The organism is Methylosinus sp. DMC45, assembly GCF_056313885.1.
Map to the genome: position 1 here is coordinate 26735 of NZ_JBQUZK010000052.1, position 25338 is coordinate 52072.

Below are 25338 nucleotides of genomic sequence, written 5' to 3' on the forward strand. Positions count from 1 at the left end.
GTAAGAGCGTCTTCGTCACTTTTTCATTCGCTTTCATTGCTCGCGAGGAGATTTTCAATGTCCTACACGCTCATCGTCGCGACCTTCGTCGTCACCACATCGCAGGCCGCCGGCGCAGTGGCGACCAACGCCATTCCCGGCTACGCCACGGAGGAGAAATGCGTCGAGGCCGCGCGCAAGCTGCAGCCGCGCGCTTCTCTCGGCATAGCCGCGGAAGGCAGGGAGAACGGCACGCCGCTGAACACGCGCATGACCGGATATTCGGGACTTTGCGTGCCGGCGCCGTGAGGCCGTCAGAGGGCGCGCCGCGAACCGCGGCGACGCGAGGAGTGAGAGAAAGCAATGGTCTCCTGTCCCTTCTGCTCGAGGCATTCGCTCGAGCTCCTCGGCGAGAATGGGCTCGCTTTTGCGATTCGCGACAAGTTCCCGGTGCGCCCTCTCCATTCGCTGATCGTCACGAAGCGGCATGTCTCCGATATTTTCGAAGCGACGCCCGACGAACGTGAAGCGTTGCATCGGCTCGCCGCCGAAATCCGCGCAGTGATCCGCCTCGAAGATCCAAAAGTCGACGGATTCAATTTCGGCTCGAATATCGGGATCGCCGCGGGGCAGAAAATCTTTCATGCGCACATCCATTTGATTCCTCGACGCTCGGGGGATACGCCGCCGCCTGCGGCGCGACCGGACCAATAGAACGCCGGCGCATCGCGGTTGACACCCTGCCCCGCTCCGCTTAACTCTGCCGCCATGACCCTCGTCCGCTCTGCGCGCTACTACTGGTATTTTAGCTATCCTGCGCCGGCGGCGACGGGAGGCGAGCGCGTGTGAGCAAAAGACGCGAAGCCTGAAAACCCCGAGAGCCGCCAGTCCCGCTGGCGGCTTTTTTGTTCCGCCGGCGTGACGCAAAATAAAAAAAGGAACCCGCCGTGCCGACAGAGACCGACGACCTTCGCATCGTCAAGATCACCGAATTGAGCCCGCCCGCCGAGATCATGCGCGAGCTTCCGCGCAGCGAGAAGGCTAGCGCCGTCGTGCTCGGCGCGCGCGCCGCCCTGCGCGAGATTTTGCGAGGGCGCGACGATCGCCTCGCCGTCGTCATCGGCCCCTGCTCGGTCCATGACCCCGACGCCGCGCTGGAATACGCGCGCCTGCTCGCCGAGGCCGAGCGCGAGCTCGGCGACCGGCTCGAGATCATCATGCGCGTCTATTTCGAGAAGCCGCGCACCACGGTGGGCTGGAAGGGCCTCATCAACGACCCGCGTCTCGACGGCAGCTTCGACATAGAGGCCGGCCTGCGCCTCGCGCGGCGGCTGCTGCTCGAGGTCAATGAGCTCGGCCTGCCGGCGGGCTGCGAGTTCCTCGATATGACGACGCCGCAATATATCGCCGATCTCGTCGGCTGGGGCGCGATCGGCGCGCGCACCACGGAGAGCCAGGTGCATCGCGAGCTCGCCTCCGGCCTCTCCTGCCCGGTCGGCTTCAAGAACGGCACCGACGGCAATGTGCGCATCGCGCTCGACGCCGTGCTCTCCGCCTCGCAGCCGCATCATTTCCTCGCCGTCACCAAGGACGGCCGCTCCGCCATCGCCTCCACCAGCGGCAATGAGGACTGCCACATTATTCTGCGCGGCGGAAAGACGCCCAATTACGACGCCGCCAGCGTCGACGCCGCCGCCAAGGAGGCGGAGAAATCGCGCGTCTCTCCCTATCTGATGATCGACGCCTCGCACGCCAACAGCAGCAAGAAGCCCGAGAATCAGCCCGCCGTCGTCGAGGATGTGGCGCGGCAGATCGAGGCCGGCGAGCAGCGCATCATCGGCCTGATGATCGAGAGCCATCTCGTCGCTGGACGGCAGGATATCGTCGCCGGCAAGCCGCTGGTCTATGGCCAGAGCGTCACCGACGGCTGCATCGACTGGGCGACCTCGCTCGCCGCGCTGCGCCGGCTCGCCGCCGCAGTGGAGCAGCGGCGCGCCGCGGGCGGAGCGTCTGCGGGTCTGGCCGCGAGCGCCTGACCCCGCGACGATCCGCCGCAGCGCCCTGGGACCGCCCCATATGCGACACAATTAGGGCGCGACGGCGGGAGCGGGGCTCGGCCCGCCTGCGAGAGGAGTTGACGTCATGGAAATTTCTCTGGAACAGGCCGTCGAGATACATGCGCGCGCGCTCACCCGCCGGCTGCGGCGGGACGCGCCCACCAATGCACGCGAGCGCGCCGCCGATCTGCAAACGGCAGGCGACAGCGACGGCCATGGCGTTTGGCTGCGCGTCGCCGAGACGGCCGAGCGTCTGCTGAGCGAAAAGGACCGCGCCGAGGCTGCGCCGAATAGGTAGATTCCACGATAGGAACTGTCACAAAAGGTCATCGTCGTCGGTTTAGCGCTCTGCGGCAGAAACGAGTCGTGGAGCCGACCGATGATGCAGATCGCCGAAATGCTGGCGCCGAGCGGCCTCGATCCATTGCCGCTCGCCCGAGTCGCGCCTTCGAAGGCGCATGAGCGGACGCTGGCCAGCTATCTCCTCAACAGCCATCGCGGAGCCGCCGCCGTGCGCGATATTCTCATCGCGGATATTCGCGGCTTCGTCGATCTCGGCCAATCGCGCGCGGCCGCCGATCTCCTGGTCGTGCTGAGCATGCTGCTGGCGCGCTGGCCGGAGACACGCCGGCGCGCGCCGCGTCCGCTGGCCTGGGACGCGACGGCGCCTTCGCCCCACAACGCCTGAGCCCGAGCTGGCGATTCAGGCGCGCGGCTCCGCTTCGAGCGCGCGCGTCAGCTCGCCGATGATGCGCTCGACCAGCGCATTCTCCGCGTCGAAATAGGCGCGCTCCTCGCGCTCCAGCTCATCGAACTCGTCGGGCTCGCAAATCTCCTTGCGAATGTCGCAGAGCCGCTCGAAGCGTCGGCGCAGGCTGCCGACCAGCGCCTCGGCGTCGCTGCGCGCCAGGGTGAGCATGATATCCCGCTCCATCTCCTCCTCCCCTTTCGTCGCTCCCGCCCTCTCGCCAGAAATGGCGTGCGACGCGCGGGCGCGCAATGAAACGTCGCGCCCGCCTGCGGGAAAAGGATTGAAGCTTCTGCGGTCCACGCCAGTTAGAGCAAAACTTTTCTCGCCCGCCGGACTCGGGCCGAAGCGAAAGGAAGCTCCCATGGAACGTCGCGAATTCGTCGCCGCCGCCGTCGGCGCGGCCGCCGCCCTTTCCGCCACGCACGCGGTCGCCGAGGATCGCGCCGCCGATCCGCATGCCGGGCACATGATGCACGGGCCGAAATTTCTGGCGCTGATGAAGACCAGCGCCGAATGCGTCTCCACCGGCAATGAATGCCTGCGCCATTGCTTCGGCATGTTGTCGATGAACGACGCCAGCATGGCCGGCTGCACCAAGGCCGCCTATGATCTCGTCTCCGCCTGCGCCGCGCTCGAATCGCTGGCGGCGGTGAACTCGACCTTCACGCCGACTCTGGCGAAGGCGGTGGGCGATATTTGCATGGCCTGCAAGAAGGAATGCGATCGCTTCCCGCAATATTCGGAATGCAAGGCCTGCGGCGACTCCTGCAAGGCCTGCGCGGACGAATGCCGCAAGGTCTCCGTCTGAAGTCTCAGTAGCGAATGAGCGTGCGCAGGCCGACGACCAGAGCGTTGCGCAGGCTCCTGACGCCATTCGGATCGCGCGGATCTGCGATATTGCCGCCGGGGCGGCGGATATATTGCAGATCCGGCTGCAGCGTCCAGCCGGGAACGAGGCTCGCGATATAGGTCGCCTCGACCAGCGCCTCGCCGGAGCGAATGGGCGCGAATTGATTGCCGAAAGCCGCCGTATCGCGATCGAGCCCACGCGCGCCATTGGAAACGCGCGCATAGCCGACGGCGACGCCGAAGAGATCGTCCGGCCGCGCCGGCGCGCCGCGGAAAGAGACGCCGGCGTCGGCGTAGAAATTCACCAGATTGCGATCATTGGGCGCGACCTCGGCGCGCGCGAAAGCGCCGGCGCCGCCCGCCTCCGATTTGAAGATCTGCTGATCGACCAGCGCATAGAGGCCGAAATTGCCGCGACGGCGCAATGGAACGCCGACGCTCGCGGGATCGGCGAGCGAAAGTCCGTCGGCGTCGAAACGCTCATCGGCGAAGACGCCGAAATGCCGCCAGCCGCCGATCTTGGCGACGCCCGGCAGATCGTCCACCGCATATTTCCACTGCCCCTCGCCGATGACGAACGGCGCGTCCTTCAGACGAAAGCGCAAGCCGTCGGGATTGCGTCGCTGCGGATCGGGAGACTCGAAAGCCCCTTGCGGCCCGGCGGGATCGCCATCGAAGACCGCGGCGAGAAGAGCGAAACGCTCCGTCTCCCATTTCGCGCGCGCGCCGAGATTGGACAGCGGAAAAGCGGCGCCGCCGGCCGGCAGATCGGCGATCGCGAGCGCCGGCCAGCCGAAGCTGTTGTTGACGAAAATCTTCGCCGATGCGCGCGTCATGAATTCCTGATCCGCGCCCATCTGGCCGAGGCGAATGGAGCCGCCCTCGGCGACGCTCTGCTCGAGCCAGGCCTCGAAGAGACGGGTCGTCGGCGTCGCCTCTATGTTGCTGACCGGCATCAGCGCGCCCGTGTAGAACTGATCTATGCCGCGCCCATGCAGCTGCGAGGCGTTGGCGTGGAAGACGAGGCCCGTGAAGCCGAAAGCCTTGTCGAGATCGGCGTCCAAGGCGATGCGCAGCTTGCCGTCATAGATCGTTCCGCGCCGCAAGCCGCCGGAGACGTCCGAGAAAGTCTCGCCGATATATTTGAGGCCGAACTCGAAGCCGCGCGCCGCGAGCGCGTCGCGCGCCGCCGCGGGCTGCGCCAGAGTGTCGGGAAGGCTCGTCGCGACGGTCGGCGGATTGTCGCTCTGCGGCGTCGGATCATGATGATCGCCGCCGCGCGCCGCAGCGGCCTCCGCGAAGACCAGCGCCGCGCATGTCGCGCCGAGGCCGATGATGATCCGAAGCGCCCGCATTCTCGTCCTTCGCCTATTCCCCGCGCCGCAACGTAAAGGCCGCGACGCGGGAAATCAACGCGAGCGCGGCCGTTACTTAGTAAGATGAGAAGCGGAGGAAACGGCGTTCATGAAAAGGGTCGAGAGCGCCGAGCTGATGTCGCCGCCCGTGTTGACCTCGAAGAAGAGATCGGGGGAAGAGGCGCAGCTCTTCATATTGTCGGCGATCTGCGAGGCGAAGGTGGCGACGGTTCCCTGATAGAAGCCATTGCTCGGCACGGGATAATAGGTCGTATAGAGAACCGCGATCCGAATTCCGCGGTTCTTGATCGTCGTGCAGAAGGATGTGTCCACCGGCTGCAAGCAACGATAAAACGAGCCATAGGCGTTCGAATAATTCCAATTCAGCGAAGTCGTGCAGGTTCCGCTGGAATAATAGCTCGCATCGATGACGCCGTCCGTCACCAGCATCAGCACTTCCTGCGGCTTGTCGCCGGCGACGCGGGCGCCATTGCCGGGCGCAGGCATGATCGCGTTCAATCTGGTGAGCGCCTGATTGAGATCGGTCATCGCATCATTGGTGTTCAACGCGCCGCCCGTCGTGACCGTGTCGTATGTCGAGTCGCTGGTCGGATAGGTGTAGGGCATATTGGCCGCGAGCACATTGTTCGAATCCATCAGCGGCGGCGTCATCGTTCCGATATTGGACTGGATGAGGCTCACATTGCCGCTCGTCGTCGGGACGAGATTCTGCATCATCGTCACGCCGTAATTGAAGCTATAGGCCGCCAAGCGATAGGTCGCGCCATTGGAGGCCATCGTCGATTGCGCGGTCGTGGCGAGGCTCTTCGCCGCGTCCCGAACATTGTCGATGCGCAGCTTTATTCCGTTGTTCTCGGCGTAGGAATAGCTGTCGACCGTTCCCCAGCCGGGATAATGCGTCGAATATTCATTGTCGCTGACATTCTTCTCATGGCAGGCGAAGGCGCATCCGAAGGCGTTCATCGCCGTCACGCCCGCCAGCGTGGCGGGCAGCTCCATAGACGGCGAATTGTCGAGCAGCAGATAGAAGTCGATATTGCGCGCCGTCGTCGCGCTCGCCGAGGCGGTCACTGTTATGTTCGATGTCCGCAAGCCGTAGAAGGCGCCGAAGGAATTCTGCACCTTCGTCGTATAGGTGACCGACACGCTGCGCGTCATGGAGCCGGGCGCAGGATCGTCGCCGCCGTTGACCTCGAGGCTAGCGGCGTCATAGGTCACTCGCGTGATCTGCGTCATCTGAGCGGCGAACATCGTCCTCGCCGCCGCCTGGGCGACGGTCCAAGACTTCAGCATCATCGGCGGCGTCGTCGCGGCGAGCGCGGCGGCGTCGGCGGCGGCGTAGAGCTGCGTCTTGATGCGCCCGGCGGTCGCATAATCGATCGCGCCGCCGGCGGCGATCATCAGCGGGATCGCCGTCAGCGCGAATATGATCGCGACATTGCCTCGGCGATGAGCGAAAAATCTGCCGAGGGCCCGAAAGATCGTCATGCGTCGCGCGGCCTTTTGGTTCAATTCACCCGTGGCACGGATGAGGTGATGCGGGGGTTGATGTAGAATGTGTAGCGGATCGGCACCACCGGGATCATTTTGGCGCCGAAGGGCGGCGTGTAATCATAGCGCACATAGGCGTAGATCAGCGACGTGTTCGCCTGCGTCATGCCGGTCGGAAGCACGAAGGTCGAGCCCTTGACGAGACCTGTCGTGTTGAGGGGCTCGCTCCACGTGACAGTCGTATTGCTATCTCCATCGGTCGTGAGCTCGGCGAGGATGATCGTCAGATTGGCGGTCGAAAAAGGCGCGATGACCTGCGTCGACGCGTTCAAGATCGTCGTGAGATCGGCCGTGGACACGCTCGCGCGCCGCGCGACGAGATCGGTCAGCGTGCGGCCGGTGATCGCCACCTTGCGGCTGATGGTGATCGCCTCGCCGAGGGTGAACTCGCTGACGAGGATCAGCACGGCGATCGGAATCATCAATGCGAATTCGACCGCGATCATGCCGCGCTCATCGCGCCGAAGCGCGCGCGCCGGACGAAAGAAGATCGAGAGGGGGCGACAAAGGCGACGCATGCTCAAGAAGCCGACTCCGATGCTTACGAGTAGGGCTCCACCTGGAAGACGGCTGTCGCCATCAGCAAGCGCTTGCCATTGGGCAGATTGGCGAGATTGAATCCGAGCGGCCCGCCGACGACGGGGAACTGATAGATGACGCGCAGCACGAGAATGCTGCCGACGCCGCCGGTCTGGAATTTCCAGCTATTGGTGACATTGCCGCTGGAATCGTAAGTGAGCGTCGGCGCCGATGTGTCGACGGAGGAGAAGGCGCCGGCGGATTGAAGATCGACCATCACCTGTGTGCAGGTGAAGAGCGCGGTGAGGCCGCCGCAGACCGTGTTCTTGAATTGCGTCTGGTCGAGCTTGCCCTTCTGCACCGCGCCCGTGAGCAGCGTGCGCGCCGATGTCTCGACGGCGGATTCGAGTTCCTGCTGCGCGAGAAACACCACGCCGACCTGGCAGATCGCGATCAGAATCGCAAACAGCGGAGCCGCGATGAAGGCGAATTCGACGATCGCGGCGCCGCGACGACAGGCGAGCAGCCCCGCGCCACGGGCGCGCGGCTTCGCCGCTCCTTCGTCTATGTCCTCGCTGCGCATGCCGATTCTCGCTCCCTGCCGCAGCATGACCGGAGCCGACAAACAAAGAGTTACCAGAGCTCGGCTATTACGGCGCCTGCGGCGGGCGCGCGCTCGGCGCTCGCACCCGAAGAGCGAGCGCCATGAGCCTTCGTATTGACGCGCCGCGCACGGGGCACTTATCTACTGCGGCTTCGCGCCCTCTCAGGACGAGGACATTCGAGATCGATGTCGTTTTTCCGTTCCGCCGGCCTCTGCCTCTCGCTCTCTCTCCTGCTCATGGGGTGCGACGGCGGCTCCAACCTCGGTCCTGTCTCGGCGGAGGAGCGCGAGGCGCTGATTCGCAATGCGGCGACCACTGCGCCGAATCTGCAGCCCGGCGAGAAAATCCGCGTCACCGTCTTCGGCGAGGACCGCCTCTCCGGCGAATATGAGATCGACCCCGCAGGCTTTATTTCGCTGCCTCTGGCCGGCACGGTGAAGGCGGCCGGCTTCAGCAAGCCGCAGCTCGAGCAGGAATTGGCCAAAAAATTCCGTGGCGAATATCTGCGCAATCCCAAGGTGACAGTCGATGTCGCGAGCTTTCGCCCCTTCTACATCATGGGCGAGGTCGGCAAGCCCGGCGAATATTCATTCAAGAGCGGACTCAATGTGATGAGCGCGATCGCGCTCGCCGGCGGCTCGACCTATCGGGCCAGCCGATCGACCATTCTCATCCAGCATGTGGGCGAGCAGGGGTTCAAGGAATATCCGCTGGCGCCCACAATTCCCGTGCTGCCGGGCGATCTCGTGCGCGTGCCGGAGCGCTATTTTTGACGGCGCCGCCCCGCGCCGCGCCCCAAGAGACTAAGGGGCGCAGGCTTGACTGCGGGCGCGTTTCACTTACAAGCTGAACGCCTTCGAGAGGGCGTTATGAAGAGCAATTTGCTGCCGAATGGCGTCGCGGCGGGGATCGCGCTCATAATTTCCGGCGGTTCCGTCGCCCGCGGCGAGGAAATTCCGGCCGGCGTCACCGCCATGGGTCCAAGTCCCGAGGAAGGCCTCGCGATCGACGGCTGGATCGTCTATCCGTCCCTCTTCATCGGCTCCGTCTTCAACGACAATATCTACTCCACCGCCACGGATCGGCGCTCGGCCGTCGGCGTGCGCGTGCGGCCGTCGGTCCAGGCGGGCCTCGACAATGGCCTGCACAAGACCACCGCCTATGTGAGCGCCGATGCGCAATTCTATCCGGGGCTCGGCTCACAATTTCGGCTGTCGCCGACGCCGACGACCGATGTCGACCCCACCAATGTGGCCGGCCGCGCCGGGATCAATCACATTTGGTCGCCTTTCAGCGACCTCAACGTGTATCTTTCCGCCGATTACACGCGGCAGAGCGGTCTCTTCGGCTCCAATTTCGGAGCCACGGCGCCCAATGTCACTGTTCCGACCGGCTATACAGTGTCGGCCTCGCAGCAATTCTCCAATCAGATCACCGGCTCCATCGCCGTCGAGAAGAAGATTGCCGATTGGTTCGTGCGCGCGACGACCGGCGTGCAATATGTGTCCTACGACAGCCGTCCCATCGCCTCGCTCGCCGCGAGCGGCGATGCGCAGAACGGATTGAGCTATCGAGCCTCGCTGCGCGGCGGCCTGTGGCTCTCGCCGATGTTCTACGGCTTCGTCGAGCCGACGCTCGATCTGCGCCGCTATGAGAGCTCGATCTCCGACACCAATGGCTATCGCATCGTCGGCGGTTTCGGCTCGGAACTCATCAGCCTGTTCCGCGGCGAGGTCTATGGCGGCTATCAGAGCCAGTCCAGCGTGCAGAATTTTCCCGGCGGCGAGGTCGCCAAGCCCGCCTTCGGCGCAAGGCTGCATTATTATCCGACGCCCTATCTGACATTGACCGCGACGGTCGACCAGATGCTCGCCGCCGCCGCCGCGCCGACTGCGCTCGCGGGCCGTCTCGGCCAATGGTCGCCGGCGACGCTCAACACGCAATCCAAGCTGCAGATCGACTACGCCATCTCCCCCTTCTGGACCGCCTATGCGCGCGGCGGCTATGGCGAGACGCGCTGGACCAACTCGCCGCGCGCCGACACGATCTGGGCGGCGGGCGTCGGGGTCAGCTACACATTCTGGCGCAATATCGCGATCTCGCTGGACTATCAGCTCCAGAAGACCAGCTCCAACGTCAGCGGCGTCTTCGGCGCCATCGGCTATTCCACGGCGAGCTGGGGATTTGCGCAGAATGTCGTGTCGGCCGGCGTGACCTATCGCTATTGAGCGCGCCGCGCCCGGCAGCCGGCCGCGCATGCGCCGCCCTCGACCCGCCCTCATTCGTGGCGATATGATCTCCCCTCCGCAACCGCGCCTTTGGGGTGAAAACGCCGCATTCACCCCTCGGCGGCAGCATGGACAAGCGCCTTTTGCAAAAGCACGCGCCCTTTTCGCGGGAGTCCTCGCTCCCGACCGAAAACGCCCATGAGCCGGGGCGCGGAGCTTTCGCCGCTCTCAGGGCGGAGGGCGGCTTCGAGGCGCTTCTTCTCCTCGGCCTCGTGCTCGGATTGGCCTTCGCGCCCTTTTGGCTCGGCGGCAATCGCCTGCCGGCCTGGGGCGTGAACGGGCTGTATTTTCCGGCGCTGGCCATTCTCTCCGAGCTCGGCGTCCTCCTCGCCGGCCGCCGCCATGCCGTATCGATTACAGCCATCGCCGGTCCGGCGGCGCTCTTTGGCGCGGCGCTGCTGTGGATTTGCATTCAGGCCCTCCCGCTCGCCGCGGGAGCGCTCGCGCATCCGATCTGGGCCGTGGCGAGCGAAGCGCTGGAGCGTCCGATCGACGGCGCGATCTCGGTCGATCGCGGCCAGACGCTCGTCTTTCTGCTCCGCCTCGTGACGGCGGCCAGCGTCTTCTGGCTGGCGCTCCAATTGTCGCGCCGCTCGCATCGCGCGCATTTTCTGCTGCAGGCGATCACCGTCATCGTGGCGGCCTATTCCGCCTATGGGCTCTTTCTGTCGGCCTTCTTCTCGGCCGCCATTCCTTTCTTCGACGCGCCTGCGCAAGGCCTTTTCGTGCGCTCCACCTTCGTCAACCGCAACAACTTCGCTACCTATGCGGGCATAGGGCTGGCGACGACGCTCGCGCTCCTCATTCCGCTCGCCGATCGCGACGCCCCACGCGAAACGGGCGCGCTCGCCGCTCGGCTGGCGCGGCGCCTGCAAGCGGCGGGCCTCGCCGGCTGGCTCCTGCTGGCGGCGGCTTTCGTGATCTTCGTCGCTCTGCTCGGCACAGTGTCGCGCGGCGGCATTCTGGCGACGATGCTCGCCGCCGGCGCCCTGCTCGCCCTCGCCTATTCGCGCGGCCGGCGCGGCGGAGAAAGCGCCGGAGCCGTCGCCCTCGTCGCCGCAGGGCTGGCCGCGACGATTTTCTATTCCGGCGATCTCATCATCCGCCGCGCGCTCGACGCCGGTCTCGACGATGGTGGGCGCCTGGCCGTCTTCTCCATCACGCTTCGCGCCATTCTCGACACGCCGCTGCTGGGCTATGGATACGGCGCCTTCGCCACGCTGTTTCCGCTCTATCGCGACCGCTCGATTCCGACCGCCGATATATGGGACAAGGCGCATAACGCCTATTTGGAGGCATTCTTGGGGCTCGGTCTCGTCTTCGGCGCGGCGCTCGTCGGCGCGCTTTTCTGGCTCGCGGCGAAATGCGTCATCGGCGCGGCGACGCGGCGACGGGCCTCGGCTCCGGCGGCGGCCGCCGCCGCCTGCTCGCTGCTCGTCGGCGTCCATTCTCTCGTCGATTTCGGCGTTCAGATAGAGGCCGTGGCGCTCACCTACATGGCCATTCTCGGCGCCGGCGTCGCGCAGGCCGAGAGCTCGCGCATCTCCCTCTCCGACTAGCCCGCTGGAACACGCATTCGATGCTGAAACGTCTCGAGACACAAAGGGAGGCGCCCGCGCCGGCCGAAGCGGAAGCCGGCTTCGACATCCATGGCTATGTCAATTTCGTCTGGCGTCAGTGGAAGCTGATCGCCGGCGTGACCGCGCTTTTCCTGCTCGTCGCCGCCGTCGAGACGGCGCGCACGACGCCGCTCTACACCGCCTCGGCGCAGCTGCTGCTCGATCCGCATAAGGAAAAAGCCGGCGGTCAGGACGCGATCATGACCGACGCCGCTCTCGATCTGCCGACGATCGAGAGCCAGATCGCCATCATCAAATCCAGCGCGCTGCTCCGCCGCGTCGTGGAGAAGGAGCGGCTCGTCGAGGACGCGGAATTCGGCGCGCGGACCCGCGACGGCGGCGGCGGCCTCCTCGACCGCCTGCGCGAGCTGCTCTCCCGCAATTCGCCGCAGCAGGCGCCCGCCAAAACGATCGCCTCCGCGCTCGGCGGCTCTCCCGAGACGGTCGCCACCGTCGAGAACGTCAAGCAGGCGGTGGCCGTGGCGCGCGCCGGCCAGGCCTATGTGATCAACGTCTCCTTCACCTCCGCGGACAGAGAGAAGGCCGCCAATCTCGCCAATGCGATCGCCGACGCCTATGTGGTCGACAAGCTGGACGCGCGTTTCGAGGCGGCGCGGCGCGCCTCCGCCTGGCTGTCCGATCGCCTCGTCGAGCTGCGCCAGCAGCTGCGCGAATCCGAGGAGGCCGTGGCGCGCTTTCGCGCGGAGAACAATCTCACCGGCGCGACGCCCGGCGCGACGCTCAATCAGGATCAGCTCGCCCAGCTCAACGGCCGTCTCGTGCAGGCGCGGGCGGAGACCGCCGAGAAGAAGGCGCGGCTCGACATGCTGCAAAAGCTCGAGGCGCGCGGCGGCGGCATAGGGCAGCTGCCGGACGTCTCCAGCGGCGCCAGCGCGGAGCTGCGCCGACAGGCGAGCGATCTCTCGCGCCAGGAGGCGGAGCTGCTCGCGCGCTATAATCCGAGCCATCCCTCCGTCGTCAATCTGCGCGCGCAGATCGCCGACGTTCACCGCGCCATCGCCGCCGAGTCGCAGCGCCTCGCCGCCAGTATTCGCAATGAGCACGAGCTGGCGAAGGCGCGGCAGGAGGCGATCGAGAAAACGCTGCGGGAAGTGACCGGCGCCAATGATCTCGACAATACGAAGGCCATAACGCTGCGCGAGCTGGAGCGCACCGCCGCCGTCAACAAGAGCCTGTTCGAGGATTTTCTGCAGCGCGAGCGCGTGACGCAGGAGCAATCGACCTTCGAGGCGCGCGACGCCCGCATCATCACGCCGGCTCTGGCGCCGGTGACGCCGACCTCGCCCAAGCCGCTTCAATCCCTGCTCGTCGCTCTCGTCCTCGGCCTTATGGCGGGCACGCTCGGCGCCTATGCGCTGGAGATGCTCAACGCCGGCTTCGCGACGCCGCGCGAGATCGAGGATTTTCTCGCTCTGCCGCTGCTCGCCTCCATCTCGCGCATGGACCACCGCGAGCTGTCGGTGAACGGCGCCGTCGTCTCCATTCCCGAATATCCGCTGGCCAAGCCGCTGTCGCGCCTCAGCGAGGCGCTGCGCTCATTGCGCAGCGCCATTCAGATGAGCGACGTGGACAATCCGCCGAAGATCTTGCAATTCACCTCGACCATTCCCGGAGAGGGCAAATCCACGCTGGCCATAGCGCTCGCCGGCTCGGCGGCGCAATCGGGACAAAAAGTGCTCGTCATCGACGGCGATCTGCGCCGTCCCTCGGCCTCGCGCTATTTCGGCGCCGATAAGAAGCTCGGCCTCGTCGATTGCCTCACCGGCGCGGCGGAGCTGCATTCGGCGCTGGTCTACAATGAGACATTGAAACTCTGGTTTCTGCCCGCCGGCGGCAAGACGCAGAACCCGCCCGATCTGCTCTTGTCCGAGCGGCTGCGGACGCTGGTCGCGAGCCTGCGCGAGCAATTCGATCTCGTCGTGATCGACACGCCGCCCATGGGTCCGGTCGTCGATCCGCTCATCATCTCCAATCTCGTCGACAAGGTGATCTTCATCGTGCGCTGGTCGTCGACGGCGCGCGAGATGGTGGCGCATTCGGTCGAGCGGCTCTCCGGCCACAAGAAGGTCGCCGGAGTGGTGTTCAATCAGGTGATCGATTCCAAGGCGCAGAAATACGGCAAGCACGCCTATTCCTATTATTATGGCGGCCGCTACTACAAGAAATACTACGCCGAATGAGCCGCATCGCGACCGCCGTCGTCGTCATCGCGCTCTGCATGGCCGCCATGGCGGCGGCCGCGCGAGTCCTCTCCTTCGGCCTCGCCGATCTTTCCGCCGAGGCGAGAACAGCGCGAAAGACTCTCGCGCCTTTCCTCGAGGATCCGATGGTCGGAACATTGGCGCGCGCGCGGCTGCTCGAGCTCGACGCCGGCGCGAGCGACGAAGAGCGGCGCGAGCGCGCGCGCAATCTGCTGATGCGCGCCCCGCTCTCCGGCGGCGCCTGGCTCACTTATGCGCAGGCCGGATTCGACACCGACGAGCCGATGGCGAAGGTCGAGCGCGCGCTTCTCATGTCCGCCCTCGTCGGCCGCAATGAGGGCTGGCTGATGGCGCGGCGCGCCGCTTTCGGCATTCCGCTCTGGCCGCAGCTCTCCGCCGCCGCGCACCACAGCATCGTCGACGATCTGCTCGGCGGATGGGCGGGGGCGACCGGCGCCGATCGCGAGGCGCTCGTCGCCATCGTCTATCTCTCGCCGGACCAGACGAAGACCGAGATACGCGAGGCGCTGCTGCGCGCCGGCGCCGCGGGCGAGACGATCATCGCCGAAATCGGCCTCACGCCCGCGGCGAGGGAAAGATGAGCCCGATGGACGAGCGCGCGACGGCCTCGATGCGCGACGATGCGCGCAGGCCCATCGCCATCATAGAGGCGCGCCCCGGCTGGCGCCTCTATGATTTTCGTGAGGCTTTCGCCTATCGCGAGCTGCTCTATGTGCTGGCCATGCGCGATCTCAAATTGCGCTACAAGCAGACCGCGCTCGGCGCCGCCTGGGCGCTGCTGCAGCCGCTGACGATGATGATCGTGCTCTCCATCGTCTTCGGACGTCTCGCCGGGCTTCCGTCCGATGGCGCGCCCTACCCCGTCTTCGCGCTGGCCGGCCTATTGCCCTGGACCTTCTTCGCCAATGTCGCGCCGACGGCGGGCGCCTCGCTCATCGCCTCGTCCAACATCGTCACCAAGGTCTATTTCCCGCGCCTGCTGATCCCGCTGTCCACGGCGGGCGCGCCGCTCGTCGATCTCGCCATCTCCTCGCTGCTGCTCTTCGCCGTCATGGCATGGAACGGAGTCGGCCTGTTCTGGAGCCAGCTCGCGGCGCCCTTCTTCGTGCTCGGCGTCGTCATCGCGGCGCTCGGCGTCGGCGTGCTGCTGTCGGCGCTCACCGTCGCCTATCGCGATTTTCGCCATATCGTGCCCTTTCTCATCCAATTCTGGATGTTCGCCTCGCCAGTCGCCTATCCCGTCTCCCTCGTTCCGGCGGAATGGCGCTGGCTCTATTTCCTCAATCCCATGGCCGGCATGATCGACGGCTTTCGCCACGCGCTCATCGGATCGCCACCGGACGCCTTCGGCGTCGTCGTTTCAGGAGCCTCGGCGCTCGTGATCTTCTGCCTCGGCATCGCCTATTTCGCGCGCGTCGAGCGCAGCTTCGCGGATATCGTGTGATGCGCGGCGGAATTGCGATCCGCGCCGAGGGCGTGTCCAAGCTCTATCGCATCGGCGCGCCGGCGCGCGCCTATCGCACGCTGCGCGAGGCGCTGATGGAGGCCGCCGCCGCGCCATTCGCGCGGCTGCGCGGCCGCGCGCGCGCTAGCGAGGCCGACACGCGCTTCTGGGCGTTGCGCGACGTCTCCTTCGAGATCGCCGAGGGCGAGATCGTCGGCGTCGTCGGTCGCAATGGCGCCGGCAAATCCACTCTGCTGAAGATACTCTCGCGCATCACCGATCCGACGCAAGGCCGCGTGACCCTCGCAGGCCGCGTCGCCAGCCTGCTGGAGATCGGCACGGGATTTCATCCCGAGCTGACCGGCCGCGAAAACATTTTTCTCAACGGCGCCATTCTCGGAATGCGCCGCGCCGACATTGCGAAGCGCTTCGACGCCATCGTCGATTTCGCCGAGATCGAACGCTTCATCGACACGCCGGTGAAGCATTATTCGAGCGGAATGTATGTGCGCCTCGCCTTCGCCGTGGCCGCGCATCTCGAGCCGGACATTCTCGTCGTCGACGAGGTGCTCGCCGTCGGCGACGCGCGCTTTCAGCAAAAATGCCTCGGCAAGATCGACGAGGTCTCGCGCAAAGGCGGCCGCACGGTTCTGCTCGTCAGCCATAATCTCGCGGCGGTGAAGAGTCTCGCGACGAGCGGCCTCGTCTTCGACCGCGGACGGCTCGTGCTGCAGGGCGGCGTGGACGAGGCCATCGCCGCCTATGGCAGGCTGCAGCAGGACGGCGGCGTCGACGAGGCCGAGCGCGACTGGGGCGCCGGCGCGCATACGCGCATACGCTCGGTCGAGCTGATCGGCGACGACGGCCCGACGCGCGTCTATCTGCCGGGGACGCCGCTGCGGCTGCGCATCATTCTCGACACGGACGGAACCCCGGGCCTCTCCGTCGATGTGTTTCTCGCCAATGCGCAGCGCGCGCGCATCGCGCTCTGGTCGTTGAGCCACTTCGACGCCATGTCGCTGCCCGCAGAGCCCGGCTGCTATGAGCTGACGATAGAGGCGGCGCCGATCCACCTCGCCTCGGGACAATATTACATCGATGTCGCCACGGCGGTGACGATGGTGAATTGGGACCACCAGGTCCATGAGGCGATCGCCTTCGAGACGCCCTTCTCCAATGTCGGCGGCGGCAGCTGGGACTTCAGGCAATCCTTCGGCTTCGGCTTCGTCGCCCTGCCCTCGACGACGCCGCCCAAGCTCGCGCGGCTCGGCGAGAGGCGCGCATGAATCTCCTCTATTGCGGCTGCGCGCCGGTCGAGCGCTCCTGTCACGGCTCGCTGTTTCTGTATCGGCTGCTCGAGTCGTGGCCGGCCGAAAATCTGCAGATCGTCGAGGGCTATCTCGGTCCCTCCGACCCGGCTCGCCGCCTGCCGGGCGTGCGCTATGCGGGCTTGACGCGCAAGCCGCCGCGCCTGCAATTCACACGCTTCGCGCCCTATTTCGAGGCGGCGGTCGAGCGCTTCGCCCCCTATGACGCGCCGCGCGTGCAGCGGCGCGTCGGCGATTGGCGCGTGGACGCCGTCGTCACTGTGGGACAGCATCATTCCTGGCGTGCGGCGGCGGCCTTTGCGGCGCGGCGCGGCCTGCCGCTGCATGTCATCATGCATGACGATTGGCCGCGCACCGCTCTGCGCGACGCGGCGCATGAGCGCGCGCGCGATCGCTATTTCGGCGAGGCCTATCGCAACGCTGCGTCACGGCTCTGCATCTCCGCGCGAATGGCGGAGGACTACGCCGTCCGCTATGGCGCGCCGGGCGATGTGCTGCCGCCGTTCCGCGCGCGCGAGGCGACGCCGCCTGCGCCGCAGGCGCGGCCGGAGCGTCCCTTCACGCTCGTTTTCGCGGGCAGCGTTCATTGGCCGGGCCTCGCGGCGGCGCTGCGCGATGCCGCCGCGGCCATGGCCGCCATCGGCGGGCGCCTGCTGATCTTCGGACCGCTCAGCGCAGCGGCGGCGCGATCCATCGGTCTTTGCGACGCCTCGACCATCATCGGCGGCATGGTCGCGGGGCAAGATTTTCTCGCCGAGCTGACGGCGCGCGCCGACGCTCTGTTTCTTCCCGTCTCCTTTTTCGAAAACGAGCGGCGCGCCATGCGCCTCTCCTTTCCGAGCAAGCTCGTCGATTACACGCTCACGCGCCTGCCGATCCTTCTCTATGGCCCGCCCGACTGCACGGCGGCGGAATGGTCGCGCGCCAATGGCGACGCGCTGCTGCATGTCGAGACGCCGGACGTGACGACGCTCGCCGCGGCGCTCGCCGAATTGGCGCGCGATCCTCCGCTGCGCCGACGCCTCGGCGAGACGGCCGGCGATGCGGGCGACCGCGATTTCTCCTATCGAAGCGCGCAGGCGAAATTCGCTGCGGCGCTCGGCCTCGGAGAGGCGCGATGCTAGAGGCCAGCGACGCCGCGCCGACGATCAGCGCGATCGTGCCGACCTATGGCCGCGCACAATCGCTGCGACGGCTTCTCGAAACCCTCGCGACGCAGACGCTCGGCGTTTGCGAGATCGTCATCGCCGATGGCGGCGGCGATGCGGAGACACGCGCCGTCGCCGAGGACCCGATCTGGCGCGCGCGCGGCCTCGCCATCCGCCTCCTCGCCGTCTCGCCGCCCAATGCCGTGCGGCAACGCCGCGCCGCGATCGAGGCGTCGCGGGGAGCGCTGCTGCTGCTGCTCGACGATGATGTCGCGCTCGAGAAAGATTGCGTCGAAGAGCTGGCCCAGGCGCTCGCATCGCGGGCCGACAGCGTCGGCGTGATGGCGAATATGAGCAATGACGGCTGGCCGCCGCCGACGCGCGTCTGGCGCTTCGTGCTGCGCCGCCTGCTCGGCTTTCGCGAAGGCGAATGGCAGGGGCGCGTCATCGGCCCGCTGCTGCGCTACGGCTTCTCGCCGGCTCCGCCGGATATCGCCGAGATCGAATGGATCGGCGGCGCCGCGGCGATGATCCGACGTTCGGCCTATGTGGCCGCCGGCGGCTTTTCCGATTTCTTCCTGCATCGCTGCACGATGAGCGAGGATGTCGATCTCTCCTTGAAGCTGCGCCGCTTCGGCGCGCTCTATTTCGCGCCGCGCGCGCGCATGGCGCATTTTCACGCGCCGGGCGGGCGCGTCTCGCCGCGGATCGCCGCCGAGGACGACATATTCAATCGCTATATGATCCTGCGTCGCACGCTCGGGCGCTCACGCGCGCATGCGCTCTCGCTCATCGTCGCTTACGCATTTCTCGAATCTCTCGGCTCGACGATGCGGCTGCTCGGCGCCGCGGGGCCGCTCTCGCGCGAGATTTTGCGCGGGCGCACGAAAGGCCTCGCCCGCATCGTCGCCGGATGGGCGGAACGATGAGCGAGCCGCCGCAGATCACCGCGACCGTAGCGGCCTTCGCGCGCGTCGCGCAGACGCTCGACACGCTGCGGCGGCTCGAGGCCTGCCGTCCGCCGCCGGCCGAGATCATCGTTCACGTCGACGCCGCGCGGCATGATTGCGCCGGTGCGGTGCGCGCGGCTTTTCCGGCGGCGCGCGTCATGGTCAGCGAGACGCGCGTCGGACCGGGCGGCGGACGCAGCCGGATGACAGCGGCCGCGCGCCACGAGTTCGTCGCCGCTTTCGACGATGATTCCTATCCTATGGACGCGGATTTCTTCGCCCGCGCCGGCGAGATTTTCGCGCGCTTCCCCGACCTCTCTCTGGCGACGTCGCAGATCGTCCATCCCGGCGAGGCGCCGGCGCCGGATCGGCGCGCGCTGCGCGAGACCTGCGGCTTCAATGGCGGCGGCGTTGTGTTTCGGCGCAGCCATCTTCTCGAGGCGGGCGGCTATCTGCCATTGCCGCTCGCCTATGGCGTCGAGGAGGAAGATATGGCGCTGCGCCTCATCGAGCGCGGGCGCCGGCTCGTCTTCACGCCCTATCTGCGCGTGTTTCACAATTCCGATCTCGCGCATCACGCCGAGCCGGGCGTCAATGCGGCGAGCATCGCCAATATCGCGCTGCTCGCCTTTCTGCGCTATCCGCCGCGCTTCTATCCGCTGGCGGCGCTGCAGATCGCCAATCGTGTCTTCTTCTGCCTGCGGATGGGACGCAGGCGCGGCGTTCTCGCCGGGCTGGCGATGATCCCGCATCATCTTTGGCGAATGCGCGCGCACAGGCGCCTCGTGTCGAAGGCCGCGGTCGCCGCCAAGCTCGCCTTGCGCAAAGGAGGCTGGAGCGATTTCTGACGCGCATGACCCCACGGATTGGATCGTCTGCCAGATCGGCGCGCGCGAGCATTACGCCCTGCCCGCCGCTCTGCACGAGCGCGGCCTGCTGCGCGCGTTCCTCACCGATATATGGCTGCCGCCCGATCGTCCATGGAGCCGCGCGCTGCGCGCCGCGAGCCCCCGTCTCGCCGCGCGCTATTCGGCGCGGCTCGAAAGCGCGCGCGTCCTCGCCGACACGCTCCCCTCCATCTCCTCGCGGGGCGTCGCGCGGCTGACGCCGGGCGCGAACTGGTCCGGCCTCCACGCCGATAATCTGCGTTTCGATCGTTTCGCCGCGGCGCGGCTGCAGAGCATGCGCGCGCCAACGGGCGGCGTCGCGCTCTGCTACAGCTACGCCGCCGCGCAGAGCTTGCGCGCAGCGCGGAGCCGCGGCTTCGCCGCCATACTGAATCAGATCGACGGCGGCCCACAGGAGGCGGCGCTGATCTCGGCGCTGGCGCGAAGTGATGGCGCGCGAGCGGATGCGCCGCCGGAGGCCTATTGGCGCCGCTGGCGCGAGGAATGCGAGACGGCGGATATGATCCTCGTCAATTCCGCCTGGGCGCGCGATTGTCTCGCCGCCGAGGGCGTCCCGCGCGAGAAGCTCGCCGTCGCGCCGCTGATGTATCGCGCCGAGACGCCGAGCGCGGCGCTGCGATACCCGGAGCGTTTCGATGCGGATCAACCGCTGATCGTGCTTTTTCTGGGGGCCTTCTCGCTGCGCAAAGGCGCGCGGACGCTGCTGGAGGCGGCCGCCATGCTGCGCGGCGAGCCGATCCGCTTTCTCGTCGTCGGACGCGATGAGCTGGGCGCCGCCGCGCAAAAGGATTATGCCGATATTCGCTTCCTCGGCGAGGTTCCGCGCGACGAGACCTCGGGCTTCTATCGAAAGGCGCATGTGTTCGTCCTGCCGACGCATTCCGACGGCTTCGCGCTCACCCAGCTCGAGGCGCAAGCGCATGGGCTGCCGGCGATCGTCTCGCGGCGCTGCGGCGACGTCGTGCTCGACGGCGCGAGCGGCCTGCTGCTGCCGGATCAGAGCGCCGCATCGCTCCGCGACGCCCTGCTCTGGGCGTTACGTCATCCGCAGCGCCTCGCCGCAATGTCGGCCCGCGCGATCTCCCGCGCCGCCGATTTTACGCCCGAGGCGGTGATCGCGCAGCTGCGCGAGATCGGGCGGGAAGCGCTGCGCCGGCGCGACGCGGCCGCGGGAGCCTAGCGGACATGCGGCCGCTTCCCGGCGACGCCGGCGTCGCGCTCGCCGGCTCGGCCATCATCGGCGCCGGGGGCGTCCTCGCCGTCGCGCTGACGCCAATCGACTACGCGCCGCAGGGCGCCATGTTCCTGCCGGCGGCGGTTCTGGCGACGAGCCTTCTCGCCATCCCGCTCATGCGCGCTCTGGTCGAGGGGCTGCACGGCCTGCTGCATGCGGAGAATCTTCTCCTCGTCGCGATCATCTACTGGATCCTGCTCGATCTGCTGCAGGGCGCCTATCCGCTGGACGAGCTCGGCCGCGACGATGTGATCGCCGCGCTGGAGACGATCGCCGTCTTCGCCCTCTTCATCCCGCTCGGACGGCTCATCCCAGCGATCGGCGCGCCGAGGCCGATCGCGCGCGCCGCGCGAGCCGATCTGCCCGTGCAAAACGCCTTCATCGCGGTCTGCCTCTGCTTCGCCCTGTGCATCTCCTCCTATGGAATACCGGCGAGATTCGATCCGGCGCGGATGATCGACGGGCTGTTTCAGCCGCGCTTCGCTGCGCCCTGGTCGCGCGGCGATCTCGGCGGCTGGGACGCCTTCATCGATCATCTCGCCTATTTCGGCTATGTGCTGCCGGCGGCGACGGTGCTGGTGGCGACGCGCGCCAAGGCGCGCTGGGCCGATCCGCGCGTCTGGATTTCCGTAATGCTCACCGCCATCGTCTGCGCCTTCATCGCGCAGAGCGGCGGCCGCCGGATCATCGGCATGATGCTGGGCTCCGGCCTGCTGCTGTGGATGATATTGAAGGAGCGCTTTTCCATCGTGCGGGCCGCGGTCGTCGCCGGCGGCGCGGTCGGCGTGCTGAGCCTGCTGCAATTCATTCTGCTCATCCGCAATGTCGGGCTCGACGGCTTTCTGAGCGGCGACGTCGGCCTCGAGGATTTCGAGTTCGCCGGCCAGTTTCATGTCGACGACAATTTCCTGCGGCTCGCGCAGATCATCCATTACTTTCCCGATGTCGTCGAATATGTCGGCTGGAAGCAGATTTATTACGTGCTGGTGCGCCCCATTCCGCGCGCGCTCTGGCCCGACAAGCCGATCGACGCCGGCTTCAGCCTGCCGGGGCTGGTCGGCAAATCCGACGTCTCTCTCTCCAGCTCGATCATCGGCGAGCTCTACGCCTCCTATGGAATCGCCGCCGTCGTGCTCGGCGCGCTGCTGCTCGGCTGGGCGGCGGCCTCCTGGACGGCGCTGCTGCGCGAGCGCAGCGAGAACGCCCGCGTTCTCTACTGCCTCGGCCTGATGGTGTTCTTCGTCGGCATGCGCTCGATGCAGGAAATCATTCTGATGACCTACGCCGTGCTCGCATGGACGGTCGTCAGCCTCGTCACCTCCAAGAGATCCAGCGCCCGATCCGGCGCAACGGCGCCGTCTGAACGAGACGATAGCGACCAGAAATGCGAACCATCGTCATCGTGACCAACATGCCCTCGCCCTATCAGGCGCGCCTGTTCGATCTCCTCGCCGCGGATGGGCGGATCGCGCTGCGGGTTATCTATGAGCGCATGCGCGCGCCGGACCGCGAATGGCGCGCGCCGACGCTGGCGCATGAGCACGCCTGCTGCGGCGAGACGCCTTTCGAGCGCCTCGCGCAATGGATGCGCGACAGCGATCTCTGCGTTTTCGGCGCCTATCGCAATCCTTTCACGCGGCGGCTGCTGAAGCTGCGCGTTTCCTCCGGCCGTCCTTTCGCATTCTGGGGGGAGCGCTTCGGCTATCAGGCGCCGCCCCTTCTCGGCGCGCTCTATCGGCGCTGGGCCATGCGCGCCTTTCACGCGAGCGCCGCCGAAATGTGGGGCATGGGCGAGATGGCCGTCGCCTCCTATCGGCGCGAGTTCGGCCCGCGCCGGCGCTATCGAAACTTGCCCTATACATCCGATCTCTCGGGCTTTCTGGCGATCGAGCGCGGCGACGCCGCGCCGCGCGCGCCGCGCCTCCTATTCTCCGGCGCGCTGATCGCGCGCAAAGGCGTCGATCTCCTTCTCGCCGCTCTCGAGCGAATGCTCGCCGATGGCGTCGCGCTCGAGGCGATCTTCGTCGGCGACGGACCGCTGCGCGCGGATGTGGAGCGGCTGGCGCATCGCTTTCCAGATCACATCGAGCGCGTCGGCTTCGCTCAAATGGAGGCGTTGCCGCAGATCTACGCCCGCGCCGATGCGCTGATCGCGCCCTCGCGGCACGACGGCTGGGGGCTCGTCGTCATCGAGGGCATGGCCGCCGGCATGCCCGTGCTGGGAAGCGATCGGACCGGCGCCGCGGTCGAGCGCGTCACCGCGGAAAATGGATGGCTGATTCCGGCCGGCGACGGCGCCGCGCTCGAGTGGACGCTGCGTGAGATCGCGCGCACGCCGATCGCGCGGCTGCGCGCCATGGGCGCGAATGGCCGCGCGCAGAGCCTGGACTATCGCGTCGAGGTCGGCTGCGAGCGGCTGGTCGAGGCGATGCTCGGCTGCCTCGCCGAGGCGCTCTGAGGGAGGCACGAAATTGCGCATCCTCCATGTCACGCCCACCTATCTGCCGGCGGTCCGCTATGGCGGCACGATCCATGCCCTGCATGGGCTCGCCAAGGCGCAAGCGGCGCTCGGTCATGCGGTCGAGGTCTATACGACAAATGTCGATGGTCCCGGCGTCTCGCCGACGCCGCTCGGCGCGCGCGTCGATCTCGACGGCGTCGGCGTCACCTATTTCGCGACCGGGCCGGGACGGCGCCTCTACCGATCCCCCGCAATGGGCGAGGCGCTGCGGCGCCATGCGGTGGATTTCGATATTCTGCATCTCCATTCCGTCTTTCTGTGGCCGACATTGGCGGCGGCGCGCATCGCGACGCGCCGCGGCGCGCCCTATGTGCTCTCGCCGCATGGAATGCTGGTCGCCTCGCTGGTGCGCGCCAAGAGCGCGCTCATCAAATCCGCCTGGATCGCTCTGTTCGAGCGCCGCACCATTCGCGAGGCGGCGGCGCTCCATCTCGCCTCACGGCGCGAGGCCGAGGATTTGCGCGCCTTTCGCTTCGATCTGCCGCCTCTGGCCGTCATCGGCCACGGCGTCGACGCCGCCGAATTGCGCACAGAGCAGACGATCGGCGGCGATATCGCCGCGGCCATCGCCGGCGGCCCTTTCGTCCTCGCCTTCGGACGCATCGACTGGAAGAAAAATCTCGCCGCTCTGATCGAGGCCGTCGCTCTGACGCCCGATCTGCGCTGTGTCATCGCCGGCAATGAGGAGCATGGCCAGGCGGGGGAGCTGGCGCGGATCGCGGCGCGGATCGGCGTCAGCGGGCGCATGACCATCGTCGCGCGGCAAATCGGCGAGCCGGACCGCTCGGCGCTCTATCGCGCCTGCGCCTGTCTCGCGCTCGTCTCGCTCAATGAGAATTTCGGCAATGTCGCGCTCGAGGCCATGTCGCATGGCCGGCCGGTCGTCGTTTCCCGCACGACCGGCGCCGCCGAGGCGGTCGCGTCCGCGCGCGCGGGCGTCGTCGTCGCGCCGGACGCCGGCTCTATCGCGCGCGGGCTCGCGATCATCGCAGCAGACGCCCGCGCCGCGGAGGAGATGGGCGCGCGCGGACGCGCCGCTGTCGAGTTACGATGGAGCTGGACCGCCGTCGCCGCGGAAATGGTCGCGCAGTACGAAGATGTGCTAAAGCAATCTTCCCTGCGAGGCGTCCCGTAATGACCCGCCCTTCCCTGCTGGATCGGATCACCCCGGTTCTCCTCACCTATGACGAGGAGCCGAACATCGCCCGCATTTTGTCGCGGCTGCGCTGGGCGAGGTCCATCGTCGTCGTCGACAGCGGCAGCGCCGATCGAACGCTGGCGATCCTGCGCGCCGATCCACGGGTGCGCGTCTTCTCGCGGCCTTTCGACAATCACGCGAGCCAATGGCGCTTCGCCATGACGCAGACCGGCGTCGCCACCGAATGGATCTTGCGCCTCGACGCCGATTATCGGCTCGGCGACGCGCTCATCGAAGAATTGCGCGCGCTGCGGCCGGGGCCGGATGTCGCGGCCTATGAGATCGGCTTCGATTATGAGATTTTCGGCCGACCGCTGAGCGGCTCGCTCTATCCGCCGAAAGCCGTGCTGCTGCGCCGAGGACGCTTTTCCGTCTATGATCGCGGCCATGCCGAGGGCTGGCGCGTCGACGGCCCGGTCGAGACGCTCGCGGGCAAGATCACCCATGACGATCGCAAATCCACGGCGCGCTTCGTCGCCTCGCAAATTCGCTATATGGCGCGCGAGGTCGAGCGGCTGGACGCGGACGAGCCGCCCGCGCTGATCCGCCGTCTGCGCAGCGTTCCGCCGCTGGCGCCGATCGTCGTCTTCCTCTACGCCTATTTCGCCAAGGGCCTGTTTCTCGACGGCCGCGCCGGCCTCTATTACGCGCTGCAGCGGCTCGTCGCGGAGTCGATCCTCGCCTTGATGGCGCTGGAGAAGCGGATGACCCCGCCGACCAAGACCGCGCCGGCGCCGCAACAGGCCGCCGAGCGCGAGCAAGTCCGCTAG

The 25338-nt window shown here is 67.0% G+C and carries 26 protein-coding genes; 21 read left to right on the forward strand and 5 right to left on the reverse strand.

Annotation, left to right across the window (positions count from 1 at the left end; translation table 11 throughout):
* Window positions 1–57: 57 nt before the first annotated feature.
* The 5 genes from ACT53T_RS17165 (at window position 58) to ACT53T_RS17185 (ending at window position 2724) form a co-directional block, all read left to right on the forward strand.
* The gene (locus ACT53T_RS17165) at window positions 58–288 is read left to right on the forward strand and encodes a hypothetical protein (protein WP_400767659.1); all 231 of its coding nucleotides are present in this window, start codon (window positions 58–60) and stop codon (window positions 286–288) included.
* 54 nt (window positions 289–342) lie between these two features.
* Window positions 343–693, forward strand: coding sequence for an HIT family protein (locus ACT53T_RS17170; protein ID WP_476162148.1), 351 nt, complete (start codon window positions 343–345; stop codon window positions 691–693).
* A gap of 233 nt (window positions 694–926) precedes the next feature.
* Window positions 927–2015 carry a 3-deoxy-7-phosphoheptulonate synthase gene (locus ACT53T_RS17175; RefSeq protein WP_476162149.1) on the forward strand — a complete coding sequence of 363 codons (1089 nt, stop codon included), beginning with the start codon at window positions 927–929 and terminating at the stop codon, window positions 2013–2015.
* Window positions 2016–2121: 106 nt separating this feature from the next.
* Window positions 2122–2334: a hypothetical protein gene (locus ACT53T_RS17180; RefSeq protein ID WP_476162150.1), complete on the forward strand. Its 213-nt coding sequence runs from the start codon at window positions 2122–2124 to the stop codon at window positions 2332–2334.
* 81 nt (window positions 2335–2415) lie between these two features.
* Window positions 2416–2724 (forward strand): hypothetical protein, encoded by a 309-nt coding sequence (locus ACT53T_RS17185; RefSeq protein ID WP_476162151.1) that lies wholly within the window; start codon window positions 2416–2418, stop codon window positions 2722–2724.
* 15 nt (window positions 2725–2739) lie between these two features.
* On the opposite strand, the gene ACT53T_RS17190 is transcribed toward ACT53T_RS17185, so the two are convergent.
* Entirely contained in the window at window positions 2740–2970 is a 231-nt protein-coding gene (locus tag ACT53T_RS17190) for a hypothetical protein (protein ID WP_018265260.1), read from the reverse strand.
* A gap of 178 nt (window positions 2971–3148) precedes the next feature.
* Between ACT53T_RS17190 and ACT53T_RS17195 the strand changes: the two genes are divergently transcribed.
* Entirely contained in the window at window positions 3149–3595 is a 447-nt protein-coding gene (locus ACT53T_RS17195; protein ID WP_476162152.1) for a four-helix bundle copper-binding protein, read from the forward strand.
* 4 nt (window positions 3596–3599) lie between these two features.
* Here ACT53T_RS17195 and ACT53T_RS17200 read toward each other — a convergent pair whose 3' ends face one another.
* From ACT53T_RS17200 to ACT53T_RS17215, 4 genes are all read right to left on the reverse strand, one after another.
* Window positions 3600–4991, reverse strand: coding sequence for a carbohydrate porin (locus ACT53T_RS17200; protein WP_476162153.1), 1392 nt, complete (start codon window positions 4989–4991; stop codon window positions 3600–3602).
* A 72-nt stretch (window positions 4992–5063) separates the two neighbouring features.
* On the reverse strand, window positions 5064–6500 hold the full coding sequence (locus tag ACT53T_RS17205) for a TadE/TadG family type IV pilus assembly protein (RefSeq protein ID WP_476162154.1): 1437 nt from the start codon (window positions 6498–6500) through the stop codon (window positions 5064–5066).
* A gap of 20 nt (window positions 6501–6520) precedes the next feature.
* Entirely contained in the window at window positions 6521–7009 is a 489-nt protein-coding gene (locus tag ACT53T_RS17210) for a pilus assembly protein (RefSeq protein ID WP_476162155.1), read from the reverse strand.
* A gap of 95 nt (window positions 7010–7104) precedes the next feature.
* Entirely contained in the window at window positions 7105–7665 is a 561-nt protein-coding gene (locus tag ACT53T_RS17215) for a TadE/TadG family type IV pilus assembly protein (RefSeq protein ID WP_476162156.1), read from the reverse strand.
* 207 nt (window positions 7666–7872) lie between these two features.
* Here ACT53T_RS17215 and ACT53T_RS17220 point away from each other — a divergent pair, with 207 nt between their 5' ends.
* From ACT53T_RS17220 to ACT53T_RS17290, 15 genes are all read left to right on the forward strand, one after another.
* Window positions 7873–8460 (forward strand): polysaccharide biosynthesis/export family protein, encoded by a 588-nt coding sequence (locus tag ACT53T_RS17220; RefSeq protein WP_476162157.1) that lies wholly within the window; start codon window positions 7873–7875, stop codon window positions 8458–8460.
* A 96-nt stretch (window positions 8461–8556) separates the two neighbouring features.
* Window positions 8557–9915 carry an outer membrane beta-barrel protein gene (locus ACT53T_RS17225; protein ID WP_476162158.1) on the forward strand — a complete coding sequence of 453 codons (1359 nt, stop codon included), beginning with the start codon at window positions 8557–8559 and terminating at the stop codon, window positions 9913–9915.
* A gap of 128 nt (window positions 9916–10043) precedes the next feature.
* Window positions 10044–11534 (forward strand): O-antigen ligase family protein, encoded by a 1491-nt coding sequence (locus tag ACT53T_RS17230; protein ID WP_476162159.1) that lies wholly within the window; start codon window positions 10044–10046, stop codon window positions 11532–11534.
* Window positions 11535–11554: 20 nt separating this feature from the next.
* Complete coding sequence (locus ACT53T_RS17235) at window positions 11555–13795, forward strand: GumC family protein (RefSeq protein WP_476162160.1); 2241 nt, start codon at window positions 11555–11557, stop codon at window positions 13793–13795.
* On the forward strand, window positions 13792–14418 hold the full coding sequence (locus ACT53T_RS17240; protein WP_476162161.1) for a hypothetical protein: 627 nt from the start codon (window positions 13792–13794) through the stop codon (window positions 14416–14418). Before ACT53T_RS17235 ends, ACT53T_RS17240 begins: the two co-directional genes overlap by 4 nt.
* Window positions 14415–15281, forward strand: coding sequence for an ABC transporter permease (locus tag ACT53T_RS17245; RefSeq protein WP_476162162.1), 867 nt, complete (start codon window positions 14415–14417; stop codon window positions 15279–15281). The genes ACT53T_RS17240 and ACT53T_RS17245 overlap by 4 nt, the downstream gene beginning before the upstream one ends.
* A complete protein-coding gene (locus ACT53T_RS17250; RefSeq protein ID WP_476162163.1) occupies window positions 15281–16567 on the forward strand; it encodes an ABC transporter ATP-binding protein in 1287 nt (428 codons plus the stop codon). Before ACT53T_RS17245 ends, ACT53T_RS17250 begins: the two co-directional genes overlap by 1 nt.
* On the forward strand, window positions 16564–17733 hold the full coding sequence (locus tag ACT53T_RS17255) for a glycosyltransferase (protein ID WP_476162164.1): 1170 nt from the start codon (window positions 16564–16566) through the stop codon (window positions 17731–17733). The genes ACT53T_RS17250 and ACT53T_RS17255 overlap by 4 nt, the downstream gene beginning before the upstream one ends.
* Window positions 17727–18686 carry a glycosyltransferase family 2 protein gene (locus tag ACT53T_RS17260; protein WP_476162165.1) on the forward strand — a complete coding sequence of 320 codons (960 nt, stop codon included), beginning with the start codon at window positions 17727–17729 and terminating at the stop codon, window positions 18684–18686. The genes ACT53T_RS17255 and ACT53T_RS17260 overlap by 7 nt, the downstream gene beginning before the upstream one ends.
* Window positions 18683–19555: a glycosyltransferase family 2 protein gene (locus ACT53T_RS17265; RefSeq protein WP_476162166.1), complete on the forward strand. Its 873-nt coding sequence runs from the start codon at window positions 18683–18685 to the stop codon at window positions 19553–19555. The genes ACT53T_RS17260 and ACT53T_RS17265 overlap by 4 nt, the downstream gene beginning before the upstream one ends.
* Window positions 19556–19889: 334 nt before the next feature.
* Window positions 19890–20795, forward strand: a complete 906-nt coding sequence (locus ACT53T_RS17270; RefSeq protein ID WP_476162167.1) for a glycosyltransferase family 4 protein — start codon at window positions 19890–19892, stop codon at window positions 20793–20795.
* Window positions 20796–20800: 5 nt separating this feature from the next.
* Entirely contained in the window at window positions 20801–22255 is a 1455-nt protein-coding gene (locus tag ACT53T_RS17275) for an O-antigen polymerase (protein WP_476162168.1), read from the forward strand.
* Window positions 22234–23307 carry a glycosyltransferase family 4 protein gene (locus tag ACT53T_RS17280; protein WP_476162169.1) on the forward strand — a complete coding sequence of 358 codons (1074 nt, stop codon included), beginning with the start codon at window positions 22234–22236 and terminating at the stop codon, window positions 23305–23307. Before ACT53T_RS17275 ends, ACT53T_RS17280 begins: the two co-directional genes overlap by 22 nt.
* Before the next feature lie 13 nt (window positions 23308–23320).
* The gene (locus ACT53T_RS17285; RefSeq protein ID WP_476162170.1) at window positions 23321–24505 is read left to right on the forward strand and encodes a glycosyltransferase; all 1185 of its coding nucleotides are present in this window, start codon (window positions 23321–23323) and stop codon (window positions 24503–24505) included.
* A complete protein-coding gene (locus ACT53T_RS17290; protein ID WP_476162171.1) occupies window positions 24505–25338 on the forward strand; it encodes a glycosyltransferase family 2 protein in 834 nt (277 codons plus the stop codon). The genes ACT53T_RS17285 and ACT53T_RS17290 overlap by 1 nt, the downstream gene beginning before the upstream one ends.

Coding starts and splice junctions, on each gene's coding strand:
- ACT53T_RS17210 (WP_476162155.1), bottom strand. CDS start 7,009: ATGATCGCGGTCGAATTCGCATTGATGATTCCGATCGCCGTGCTGATC.
- ACT53T_RS17220 (WP_476162157.1), top strand. CDS start 7,873: ATGTCGTTTTTCCGTTCCGCCGGCCTCTGCCTCTCGCTCTCTCTCCTG.
- ACT53T_RS17205 (WP_476162154.1), bottom strand. CDS start 6,500: ATGACGATCTTTCGGGCCCTCGGCAGATTTTTCGCTCATCGCCGAGGC.
- ACT53T_RS17265 (WP_476162166.1), top strand. CDS start 18,683: ATGAGCGAGCCGCCGCAGATCACCGCGACCGTAGCGGCCTTCGCGCGC.
- ACT53T_RS17195 (WP_476162152.1), top strand. CDS start 3,149: ATGGAACGTCGCGAATTCGTCGCCGCCGCCGTCGGCGCGGCCGCCGCC.
- ACT53T_RS17170 (WP_476162148.1), top strand. CDS start 343: ATGGTCTCCTGTCCCTTCTGCTCGAGGCATTCGCTCGAGCTCCTCGGC.
- ACT53T_RS17280 (WP_476162169.1), top strand. CDS start 22,234: ATGCGAACCATCGTCATCGTGACCAACATGCCCTCGCCCTATCAGGCG.
- ACT53T_RS17235 (WP_476162160.1), top strand. CDS start 11,555: ATGCTGAAACGTCTCGAGACACAAAGGGAGGCGCCCGCGCCGGCCGAA.
- ACT53T_RS17165 (WP_400767659.1), top strand. CDS start 58: ATGTCCTACACGCTCATCGTCGCGACCTTCGTCGTCACCACATCGCAG.
- ACT53T_RS17185 (WP_476162151.1), top strand. CDS start 2,416: ATGATGCAGATCGCCGAAATGCTGGCGCCGAGCGGCCTCGATCCATTG.
- ACT53T_RS17270 (WP_476162167.1), top strand. CDS start 19,890: ATGCGCGCGCCAACGGGCGGCGTCGCGCTCTGCTACAGCTACGCCGCC.
- ACT53T_RS17240 (WP_476162161.1), top strand. CDS start 13,792: ATGAGCCGCATCGCGACCGCCGTCGTCGTCATCGCGCTCTGCATGGCC.
- ACT53T_RS17255 (WP_476162164.1), top strand. CDS start 16,564: ATGAATCTCCTCTATTGCGGCTGCGCGCCGGTCGAGCGCTCCTGTCAC.
- ACT53T_RS17290 (WP_476162171.1), top strand. CDS start 24,505: ATGACCCGCCCTTCCCTGCTGGATCGGATCACCCCGGTTCTCCTCACC.
- ACT53T_RS17190 (WP_018265260.1), bottom strand. CDS start 2,970: ATGGAGCGGGATATCATGCTCACCCTGGCGCGCAGCGACGCCGAGGCG.
- ACT53T_RS17180 (WP_476162150.1), top strand. CDS start 2,122: ATGGAAATTTCTCTGGAACAGGCCGTCGAGATACATGCGCGCGCGCTC.
- ACT53T_RS17275 (WP_476162168.1), top strand. CDS start 20,801: ATGCGGCCGCTTCCCGGCGACGCCGGCGTCGCGCTCGCCGGCTCGGCC.
- ACT53T_RS17230 (WP_476162159.1), top strand. CDS start 10,044: ATGGACAAGCGCCTTTTGCAAAAGCACGCGCCCTTTTCGCGGGAGTCC.
- ACT53T_RS17225 (WP_476162158.1), top strand. CDS start 8,557: ATGAAGAGCAATTTGCTGCCGAATGGCGTCGCGGCGGGGATCGCGCTC.
- ACT53T_RS17200 (WP_476162153.1), bottom strand. CDS start 4,991: ATGCGGGCGCTTCGGATCATCATCGGCCTCGGCGCGACATGCGCGGCG.
- ACT53T_RS17250 (WP_476162163.1), top strand. CDS start 15,281: ATGCGCGGCGGAATTGCGATCCGCGCCGAGGGCGTGTCCAAGCTCTAT.
- ACT53T_RS17245 (WP_476162162.1), top strand. CDS start 14,415: ATGAGCCCGATGGACGAGCGCGCGACGGCCTCGATGCGCGACGATGCG.
- ACT53T_RS17260 (WP_476162165.1), top strand. CDS start 17,727: ATGCTAGAGGCCAGCGACGCCGCGCCGACGATCAGCGCGATCGTGCCG.
- ACT53T_RS17215 (WP_476162156.1), bottom strand. CDS start 7,665: ATGCGCAGCGAGGACATAGACGAAGGAGCGGCGAAGCCGCGCGCCCGT.